The 10,520-nt window shown below is 45.2% G+C and carries 9 protein-coding genes; all 9 read right to left on the bottom strand.

From position 1 onward, the window contains the following. Window positions 1–530: 530 nt before the first annotated feature. Window positions 531–1,742 (bottom strand): redoxin domain-containing protein, encoded by a 1,212-nt coding sequence (locus tag J7K63_02465; protein MCD6233889.1) that lies wholly within the window; start codon window positions 1,740–1,742, stop codon window positions 531–533. Window positions 1,743–1,752: 10 nt separating this feature from the next. Then, window positions 1,753–2,166: a hypothetical protein gene (locus tag J7K63_02460; GenBank protein MCD6233888.1), complete on the bottom strand. Its 414-nt coding sequence runs from the start codon at window positions 2,164–2,166 to the stop codon at window positions 1,753–1,755. A gap of 95 nt (window positions 2,167–2,261) precedes the next feature. Continuing rightward, window positions 2,262–2,780, bottom strand: coding sequence for a DUF4340 domain-containing protein (locus tag J7K63_02455; protein MCD6233887.1), 519 nt, complete (start codon window positions 2,778–2,780; stop codon window positions 2,262–2,264). Next, window positions 2,773–4,380 carry a GldG family protein gene (locus J7K63_02450; GenBank protein ID MCD6233886.1) on the bottom strand — a complete coding sequence of 536 codons (1,608 nt, stop codon included), beginning with the start codon at window positions 4,378–4,380 and terminating at the stop codon, window positions 2,773–2,775. The genes J7K63_02455 and J7K63_02450 overlap by 8 nt, the downstream gene beginning before the upstream one ends. A gap of 2 nt (window positions 4,381–4,382) precedes the next feature. Then, window positions 4,383–5,096 carry an ABC transporter permease subunit gene (locus J7K63_02445; GenBank protein ID MCD6233885.1) on the bottom strand — a complete coding sequence of 238 codons (714 nt, stop codon included), beginning with the start codon at window positions 5,094–5,096 and terminating at the stop codon, window positions 4,383–4,385. Further along, window positions 5,093–6,031, bottom strand: a complete 939-nt coding sequence (locus J7K63_02440) for an ATP-binding cassette domain-containing protein (GenBank protein ID MCD6233884.1) — start codon at window positions 6,029–6,031, stop codon at window positions 5,093–5,095. Before J7K63_02440 ends, J7K63_02445 begins: the two co-directional genes overlap by 4 nt. A 116-nt stretch (window positions 6,032–6,147) precedes the next feature. Continuing rightward, window positions 6,148–9,066 (bottom strand): DEAD/DEAH box helicase, encoded by a 2,919-nt coding sequence (locus tag J7K63_02435; protein ID MCD6233883.1) that lies wholly within the window; start codon window positions 9,064–9,066, stop codon window positions 6,148–6,150. Window positions 9,067–9,081: 15 nt separating this feature from the next. Further along, window positions 9,082–10,260: an NAD(P)/FAD-dependent oxidoreductase gene (locus J7K63_02430; GenBank protein MCD6233882.1), complete on the bottom strand. Its 1,179-nt coding sequence runs from the start codon at window positions 10,258–10,260 to the stop codon at window positions 9,082–9,084. After that, the gene (locus tag J7K63_02425; protein ID MCD6233881.1) at window positions 10,253–10,432 is read right to left on the bottom strand and encodes a 4Fe-4S binding protein; all 180 of its coding nucleotides are present in this window, start codon (window positions 10,430–10,432) and stop codon (window positions 10,253–10,255) included. Before J7K63_02425 ends, J7K63_02430 begins: the two co-directional genes overlap by 8 nt. Window positions 10,433–10,520 lie beyond the last annotated feature (88 nt).

Genomic DNA, 10,520 nt, shown 5'->3' with positions numbered 1-10,520 from the left:
CGGAGCAGCCTGGGCGTATCAATCACCCGCATCTGGGGCAATTGCTGACTAAACGCAGTGATGCTGATAAATAATAGAAAAATGCCTCGCCGGATAATACTGATCTTCATGTTCCCATGTACTTATATTCTTATAAGGAAATTAGACTGTTTTGCTACATGTGTCAAGCAGAAAAGATGTTCAATCCTTAAGGAAGACGCTTATCAGGACTGAAAGAAAAACCGTGCACGCATGGCTGTGTAATCCCCTCCGGTTTTTCTGTATATAGGAAATAAGTGGGGATCTTCGGCGCGAGGGCATGGTTAAAAATGGCGGTTGTGACGCCGCCTCCTGACTTTCTTAGTATTTTGACTGCCGACTTAAAAAGTGACGCGTGACGCGTGACAAGTTGACCAATCCTGACGACTGACGACTGTCCACTCAAAAAGTGACGCGTGACGCGTGACGAGTTGACCATCCCTGACGACTGTCCACTGACGACTGTGAACCCATAAACAGCGAACGCAGTGAGTTCCCAATGTCTCAACGTCTCAACGCAACGAATTCACATACATCATCAGGGTGAATTCAAGATCTTCCCCTTCGATATACCCAATTTTTTCATAACGGATTTTACCGTCCGGTCCGATAACATACATGGTAGGAACACCTTTAATACCGAATTTTTCCGATACATCTCCTCCATAATAAACGGGAAAAGTATACTGATTGCTTTCGATAAAAGGGCGGACTTTAGAACGGTCTTTATCGGTAGATATGATCAAGAATTTTACATTTTCATCATCCTTGTACGACTTATATAGCTGGTGTACTTTGGGCAATTCCCGGCGGCAGGGACCACACCAGGTAGCAAAAAAATCAATTACCAGAATTTTACCCTCAAGATCAGAGGAGCGGACAACTGAACCGTCCAGGTTTTCCAGTTTAAAAGCCGGCATCGGCTTGTCCATCCGAATCTCTTTCAAATTACTTATAATCGCCTTATGTGCGTCATTTACAGCCTTCTCAACCATTGTATCAATGGCTGATGCAGGATAAGAGAGGGATTCACCGTATTCATATATCAGCGACAGAGCATCCTGATGGGCAGGTGCCTGTGTAAGAGCTTTAAGGACGTTCTCCAGAGCATGCTGATACCGATTCAGTTTTGCCTGCGCTCTGGAAACATTGATAAGAATTTCAGGGTCATCATATTCTGCCAGAATCTCTTCATATACATCCAAAGCATCTTCCACCCTGTCCATCTTCATCAGATAATAAGCGTATGTATCTAAAATCATAGCCCTGTACTGGGGTTCGGCTTCAATTTTATCCACAGTGGAATACCCTCGCTTATCGAGATATAAAGACAATACATCAATAAACTCTCCGGTACGGCATTGGACGGCTGCTTCTTCAATCAATGAAAACAGTCTTTCCTCCAGGACGGTGTTTTCCCTGTTTTTCCAGGCAATACTGTTTGCCAGCATGGCGTATTGCATGGCATTATGACTCTCTTTGGTGGCATTCAGTACCCGCTGGTATATCGCCTCCTCCCCGTCAACAACCAACGGAAGCAACCTCTCCGTCAAACGGTATTTTAATTCAGCCGATTCCACATCACTGACCACGGAAAGGGCCTCCCGGACGAAAACAGAATCCTCCTCGACGGCAAGAATCTTTTCAATCCTGTTCTCCGTTGGTTTGATTGCACAAGCAGCTACTATCATGATCAAAACAACAACAAGGGTGATTTTTTTCATAGATCTCCTTTTAAACGCTTTTTACACCGATTTCTACAAGGAATTTTTCCCCGTTATGGTGCACGTCCAAAATCTGTATGAGTTCGGCATATTTTTTCATGGCTGTTTCTGTATCTATAATAATGTAGGGCATCTTCAGCGTTATAATGTTATTTTGGTACCGCTCCATAAACCGGTTTACAACAGGCAATAATCTGTTGACCAAGGCGTTTTTGGACACAATTTTAAAAAGGATATTGGGTTTCATATATGAATCAAAGGTCAGAGTGACGGGAAAATCCAGGGAAAGTGAAGGGGCTTTTATTTCACCCCGGACGGTTTTGGAATCGACTGCCATAAGATTCCGGACCGGAATTTTTTCCGCTTCAAAATAGTGTGTATACAAATCTACAATTTCATCAATCGTCAGCTCAATTTTTGCCATGCTTCCCTCCTTTGTGGGAAAATCAGCACATTCCGGGAAAGATTCAAGATATTTGTCTCTTCCCCGGAATTATTGCATCTTTTTTTTATTAAAAACTATTCCCGCCAAAAACCGGCTTGGGTTCTCAAATGGCGTGTCAGTTTTAAATCCAGCTGATAGACATGAGGATCGTGGGGATAGCGCATGTTATCCTTCACGGGAGAAGCATCTGACCAACCCACAAGAATGTCTCCCAGGGTTTCATCTCCCTTTTTCAAAATAAGGTGAGTAGCTGAAGCTTCGTCCAGATGATATTCCGGATAGTACTCAGGATTGGATGCAATATACGTTCCATGACTCATATCCGTGATGGTTTTCAGAAAATCATGCACCTTTTGCTGATCCACTTTCCCTGTATCCGGTTCCTGGAAAACCCACAGTGTATCCTCAAGAGCAAAAGCAAGAGAATCGGTTCCTTTCCGGATTTGAAAGGAAGTTACCAATTCCGGATCAAAATCGAATACAGGTACTTCCTGCGATTCAAATTGTTTCTCCCGGCTTTGCACAATCCATAAAACAAGGATGGCTGTTACCAGGACAACAGTATAGCGAATCCAATGAATGTGTTTAGTCATAATATTCCTCCAGTTTCCGGCGTTTTTTACGATTTTGTCCCGCTTTGAACAGGGCAAAAAGAATAACAAGCAGTGAAGGTGTGATGATATTGACCCATTTCCACACATTCCGTGCAGTATCCGAGGTCAGGATTTCCGGTTTCAGCGGCCGTACCTTAATACCCCGGTTACGGATGGAAACCAGTTCGGCATCACCCGTCATCACATCGGCGGCATTCAGAATCAGTGCTGTATTCTCCGGAATGCCAGCAGCCCGTGTGTCGTCGAAAAAGCGATTATCCGTAATCAATAACAGATTGATGTTATCCGTAAAGGCCAAAAACCCTTCTTTTTGGGCATACTCACTGCTGTCGGCAAAGAAACTGGTCTGTGGTCCTGTCCGCAATCCGGCAACAACCATGGGGCCTTTATCAAATTTCCGAAGCTGTTTATTATCCATCGGATAGATATTGTACCCGTTCCGAAGGGTATAATTGCCACCCATGGATGGGGCCGGAAAATAGCCCTCAGCCAATGAACCGGAATTTTTGGATGTCCACAACAGGGGAGTAAAAGTCCCGGAATCAGGCGCTGCCGTGATTTCATGAGGAAAAAAGACCCGTACCTCATCCAGTCCGGCCACAATGGGGTTTTCTTCATTGAACCGACGTATCACGGGAATGGGCGGATAATCCACGGCATTGTTGAATGTGAAAATACCCTGCCGTTGCTGAATCTGAATCTGGCTGCAGAGTTTGTCTATAACAATATCGGGATTGATGGTTAATCCATAATGTTCCAGGAACGAAAAGATATTCGAACTGATGGATTCCGCCATGCCTTCCTGGACTTTTGCTTCCTGCCTTGCCTGAGAAAGGAACAATTTTCCCCCGCGCATCAGGAACTGGTCCAAATGGTAGAGCTCATCCATCGAAAGGGAATCCATCACACCATTCATGAGAATAAGATCAATATCCAACGGGACAGGTTTATTCAGGAACGCAGGACGCACCCGGTAGGTCTGATTCAAAAACTGGGTAAGCTGATTGGTTTGTACGCCTTCTCCTTTACCGGCAATGAGTCCGATCGATTTCAAATCCTTTGCCAGCATCTTTTTAATTGCCGCCGTCAGATCGTATTCGAGCCCTTCCGTTGTCTGTATGACAGGCAAAACCTCCTTTTTATCCCGGTACAACAGAACCAGTCCCATATAGACATTTTTAATTTCCAGTTTATCATTTTCCAGAACCCGGAGTTGCACCGGAGGAATCCGGTATCCCGAAGCTTCTTGTTTGGCTTTCTCATTGTCATCGGGATTGACAAATTCAAAATGAAAATTTCCATTTGAATAAGCCCTGTATTCCTCCAGGATATCCTGCAGATACCGCCGGGAATTCACATATTCTCCGGGTAAATCTTTGGAAAAGAAAACCCGGGCAGTCATCCTGTCATCAAGTTGATTTACAATTGATTTGCTGGATTCACTCAGAGAATAGATATTCCCCCGGGTCAGATCCCAGCGGAAAAAGAGGGACCGGGATATGATATTGACAAGTATCAAAATCACGGCCAATAAAACAATAAAGAGTGCAAACTGTTTTTTATTATTGATGTGGGCCATAATTACCTCCATTTCCGAATTTCAAGGACTCTGACAGAAAGTGTCAGAAAAAAGAAGATAACCGAAAGAAAATAGATAATATTCCTTGAATCAATGACACCTCTGCTGATATTACTGAAGTGGTAGTCTGTACTGAGAAACTGCAAAATACCGCTAAGAAAGGGGGGGACAAAAATGAGAATTTTATCAAAAAGATAAAGGGCAAAGATGACAATAAAACTCAGGAGGAAAGAAGTAATCTGGTTATTGGATACGGCACTGCCGAAGATCCCGATAGAGGCGTACATGGCCCCTACCAGAAGTAGCCCCAAATACCCGCACAAAATGGCTCCGATATCCGGACTGGTCCCCACAAAAAGCAGGGTGATAAAATGAGGCAGGGTAAAAAGAAGTCCAACCCCGATCAAAGCCACGGCAGAAAAGAATTTTCCAAGAACAATCTGGTAATCATCCACCGGCAGTGTGGTAAGGAATTCCATGGTGCCGGCATGATTTTCCCGGGCCAGTGATCCCATAGTGATGGCAGGGATGAAAAAGATAAAAACCAGGGGAACGGAATTGAATAATATTCTCAGATCGGACTGGCCGACCAGAAAAAAAGAACTGGTGAAAAACCAGCCGTTGATCAGGAGAAAAATAATCAGGGTGATATATGCAACGGCACTGTTAAAATATGTGCTCATTTCTTTCCGGTATATCAATCGGATTGTGTTCATGCCTTTCCTCCTTCCTCCACGGTGAGAATTCTAAACATATCTTCCAAAGAAATGCGATGGCGATTCATTTCCAGAAGTGTCCACCCTTTTTTCACCGCGTACTGAAAAACATCCTTTCTCAAATCCAGGGTATTCGGATATTCAATCACTACTTTAGTCATTCCATTAAGTGTTTGGCTGTCAGCAAGTTTGATTTTCTCATGGATATCCGTCAAATCCCGGGCATTCATTACTCCTTCAATTTCCAGGTGCAGGCGTGTAAATCCTTTGAAACTGCTCATGAGTTCGTCAATGGTCCCGTTCGCAGCAATTTTTCCCTTATTGATAATCACCATACGGTCCGCCGTCGCCTGAATTTCCTGAAGGATATGGGATGAGATAACCACTGTTTTCTCTTTTCCCAGTTGTTTGATGAGGTTCCGGATTTCTACAATCTGATTGGGATCCAGACCGGTAGTCGGTTCATCCAGAATCAGAATTTCCGGATCGTGAAAAATCGCCTGGGCCAGGCCTGTCCGTTGTTTATACCCCTTGGATAACTCTGATATCTGTTTATGAATCACGCCATGAAGTCCGCACATTTCGGACACTTCTTTCAGGCGGTTTTCAAAGGCTTTTCCTTCAATCTTCCGGGCTGCAGCGGAAAATTTCAGAAAATCATAAACATTCATTTCCGGATAAAGGGGATTGTTTTCCGGAAGATAACCGATGATTTTCCGGATATCCAAAGAGTCGTCAAGGACATTCAGGTCATTGATATAAATGTTTCCTGACGTCGGGGTCAGATAGGATGTCATGATCCGGAGGGTTGTCGATTTTCCGGCACCGTTGGGACCAAGAAATCCCAGGATTTCTCCGTCCCGGACATGAAAAGAGATGTCATCCACAGCCTTTACATGTCCGTAATGCTTTGTGAGGTGTTCAACTTTGATCATTTTTTTTCCTCTCTGTTTCAGTCAACAAATATAATTATGTAATGTATCAAACTGCCTTTTTCACACACTGAATGTCAAAAAGTTCCCCAACAGCTTAAAAATCTGCCGATTCATATTTATCTGGATTGTCTTTTTCGACGGTACCAGATTTCCAGGTGCCTGAAGAAATCTTCTTTATTTTTTACAAAGGAATATTTTCCCGGAAGTGAATCCATGAATATCCGTCCATATCGTTTAAAACTGAGCCGGTTATCCAGAAAAAGGGCAACTCCCGTATCGCGGCGGCTTCTGATCAGGCGCCCGAATCCCTGTTTGAATTTGATGACCGCTTCGGGGACGGAATACTCCAGAAATGGATTTTTTCCACTCTCTTTCATTTTTTCCGTAATGGCTTCCACAATGGGTTCCGATGGAACGGCAAAGGGGAGTTTCAGCATCACAAGCATTTCCAGGGCATCCCCGGGAATATCCACCCCCTCCCAAAAAGATTCCGTACCAATCAGGGTGGCATTGCCAGATTCACGAAAACGGTTCAGAAGAGCACTTCGGGATGCCGATCCCGCCTGGTAAATCAGGGGAACATTCTCCTCTTTATAGGGGATATGCATTCGTTCACTGAGCTGCTTGATGGAGTAATAAGAGGTCGCCAAAACCAGCATACCGGGCTGAAACCGGGCAGCAATTTCATTCAGAAGACCGGCCACGTTTTCTTCAAATTTCACATGTCCCGGATCACCCAGAAATGTGGGAACATACACGGCACACTGACTGGCATAGTCAAAAGGACTTTCATAAACGCGGCACATCAGACGGGCCGGATCAAACCGGGAAAATCCCGTTGTTTTGTTAAAATACTCAAAAGAACCGGCAATGGTCAGGGTTGCCGATGTGGCAATCACCGAATGTTTCCGACGCAGTATCCGTTCATAGATATAGGCATCTACTGCCAGCGGAACGGCATACAGCCCGATATTAAAATTCTTGGGATCTACAGGCACCTCGTACCAGTAAACCCAGTCATCATGTTCAGGAATCAGTACCGTTTCCAGATTTTGCTTTAATTCTTCCAGCGATTTGAGCGATGTATCAAAATCATCCAGCAATGCACTCATGGGCAACCGTTCTTTCAGGGGGAACTTCTCCAGGGTATCCCTGAAATTCTGAAAATCCGGAATAATTTTCTCGTACCGCTTGAGCAGATCATCCCTGCTTTTATCCAGTCCCGTGTGTTCAAAGGGATTTTGATGAGGTTTATACCGGGATTTCAGGATATACCGCTGATTCATGGAACGAATGTTCTCGTTGACAAAATCCAGAAAACGGGTAAAAAACTGACGTGATTCCCGTTGCAGTTTAAGGGTTTCTTCTTCAAAAGCACTGATTCGTTTCAAAAGAGAATTTTTAAGGGATTCGGAGATTGACAGTTTATTGATTTTCCGGTTTAGTAAAACCAACAGTCCGAAATTATCCCTTCCCTGCCGGAAAAAGGCTTCCAGAACCTGATCAATGATCCAGGGTCCCACTTCAACGGCAAAATACTTATAAGCGCTTTTGGTCAGATTATGCGCCTCATCAATCACCAGAATGGGGTGATCAGGCAGCACCTGGTTATCAGAAGCAGCATCGCTGAGTAAGAGGGAGTGATTTACGACCACCAGATCGGCTTTTTGGGATTTCCAGCGAATCTTTCCCAGATAACATCCCCCTTTGTCACTACATCGTTTCGTGGTACAATATCCCGTTTCGCTGCAGATTTTGCTCCAGATTGTAGTATAACGGGAAGCTCTGAAACCGCTGTTTTCTTCAATGTCGCCTGTCTGGGTTTCGCGGAGCCACACAATCAGGGGGAGCACATTTCCCCGATCGAAAATATCCACCGCTCCGTCCAAATTCTGATAAAATTGTTCCCAGCGGGTCAAACAAATGTAGTTTTTCCGTCCTTTCAGCAGGGTTGCCGTGAAATCAGGATCAATCTCTTTTTGTATAAAGGGGATTTCCTTACCGAAGAGCTGTTCCTGAAGGGCTTTGGTGTTGGATGAGACCACAACGGAAAAATTGGCATCCCGGTTTTTTCTCACCCACTTGATAGCAGGAATCAGGTAGGCCAGGGATTTTCCAACACCTGTGCCTGCTTCTCCCACCAGGGAATTTCCTTTATTCAGGGCTGTAACAATATCGGACGCAAAACGAATCTGCCCCGGCCGGAGTTCATAACCCTTCAATTTCCGTGAAAGGATGCCGTTCATCCCGAAAACATCCTGAATATCCCGGGGATTCACTTTCTGAAGGGTCGCATCTTCCCGGTCTTCGTTGAATTCATCAGCACCCTTTTTAAATTCTCCCAAGGCATTTTTGGGGACTGGATGGAGGGGTGAAAGATTTTCTTCCCGGATTCTTCCCCGGGCCTGATACACCGACAGAAAGCGCTGATAGAGCCAGGTATTAGGAGTCTGGGCTAAAGGAGCGGCAATTGTTGCAAGCTGATCATAGACAGGATAATCATAATACACCATGATATCGAGAAGACGGAGAAAGAGTTCACCGGTGTTTTCCGTGTCCACATCAGCCCGATGAGCTCCTTCTGTTTGAAGATTAAAGTGTGCGGCCAGGGATTCCAGTTTCCGGTCCGGCAGATAATAGAGAAATATTCTGGAGAGCTCCACCGTATCCACAACAGGATTTGTAAAAGGTTCTTTCAAATGCGGCACAAGAAAGGCCAGGTCAAATTTGATGTTATGCCCTACAATCGGGCTGTCCCCAAAGATATCAAGAACTTCATCAATCCGTTGGGGAAAGGGTTTTTCATCCTGAACCATCTCATCGGTAATCCGGGTCAGTTGCCGGATAAATTCAGGGATCTCCCCCCGGGGTTTACAGAAAAAGCTCCGGGTTTCTTTAAATTTACCCAGTTCAAAGACAGATGCCGAAAACTGTATCACATCACAGCTCTCCGGTTCCAGTCCTGTCGTTTCCACATCAAATGCCACAAAACGGTTTAATCCAATTTCACGCAGAAAGCTTTCAGTTAATCGCATAGTACTCCATATTACTTAAATTCCGGCAAATGCCCGGACCACATCCATAATCAGACGGGGGTTATTCCAGGCAACTGATTTAAATATCCGGGTCAGGCTTCTTTTTTCTTTCGGGATAGCCACCATCTTGTGTCCCAGCTTATCCAGATCCTCATCTGTCAGTTTGTTAACCACCTCCTTCAGACGATAAAGTCCCTCATGATTTTTCCCGGCTTCATCATGCCAGGCTTTGGCATACCGTTTCAGAAAATCTTCTGACACATCATTCTGTTTCAGTGCTTCAACTGCTGTATCCGCTGCCAGTTTTCCAGCCCGCATAGCCGCATGGATTCCTCCGCCACTCAGAGGATTCACCATCCTGGCTGCATCACCTACAATCATTAATCCGTTCGCCGTAATCCGGTCCAGAGTTTTGTCTGTAGGCACACCACCGGCAACTAAGCTGCTCCAGGATGCATTTGGAAAGGTATCTCTCATAAATTTCATAAGGGATTTATAGGGACTGATTTTACGGGCAAAATTTCCACTGATGCCCAGCCCTACATTGGCTGATGTTTCACTTTTAGGAAAAACCCACACATATCCGCCGGGTGCATATTCCCGTTTCATATAAAAACTCAGGGCATCGGGGTTAATATTCAATCCATGGGCTGTTACCTGTACACAACTATCCATATTTTCCGGGATGACGGCTGTTTTAATGCCGGCTTTTCGGGCAATGCGACTTTCCACCCCGTCAGCAGCAATGACAAGTCGGGACATAAGTTTTAAATCCTCATGCCGATAACGGACAACAACACCCCGCACATAATCCCCTTCAAGAATCAGATCGGTAACATTCGCCCGGGTATAGATCCGCGCACCGGCCTGAACGGCCAGGTCCGCAAGATCCCTGTCAAAGACACGCCGGTCCAGAATGGCTCCCTCCAATTTAAAATCCAGTTCCACCAATGTCCCGTCAGGGGCGTAAAAATCCACAGCACTGATTTTTCGGCAAATCCACCGGGGATTCACGGGAGTAAAAGCTTCAAGTCCGCGCATACTGACTCCTTCACCACAACGGACCGGCAATCCGATTTCACGGTCTTTTTCAAGAATCAGCACAGAGAGGCCATTTTCAGCAGCATAACGGGCAAACACCGTCCCCGCAGGTCCACCCCCCACAACGATGACATCCCAGTCCCGTCTAATCATCCTTCTCCTCCTTCAGGGCTTCCATCGGACACACCTGAATACAAAAATTACATTGAATACACGTATCATCATCAATATTCAGGGTCGTGTCGGACATGGATATACAGTCGACGGGACACACACCCACGCAGGTTCCGCACAAATCACACAAATCATGATCAATGAGTATCATGGCTTTTATCCCTTATTCGTTTGTTGGACGAGGGGCGAATTCTTTCTCTTAAGTCCCCCGGACTGAAGTCCGGAGTTTCTTCGTCTCC

This window comes from Candidatus Neomarinimicrobiota bacterium, from assembly GCA_021157965.1.
Lineage (GTDB): Bacteria > Fidelibacterota > Fidelibacteria > Fidelibacterales > Fidelibacteraceae > Fidelibacter.
The sequence above is the reverse complement of the archived record's forward strand: the minus strand, read 5'-3'. Positions and strand labels throughout refer to the sequence as shown.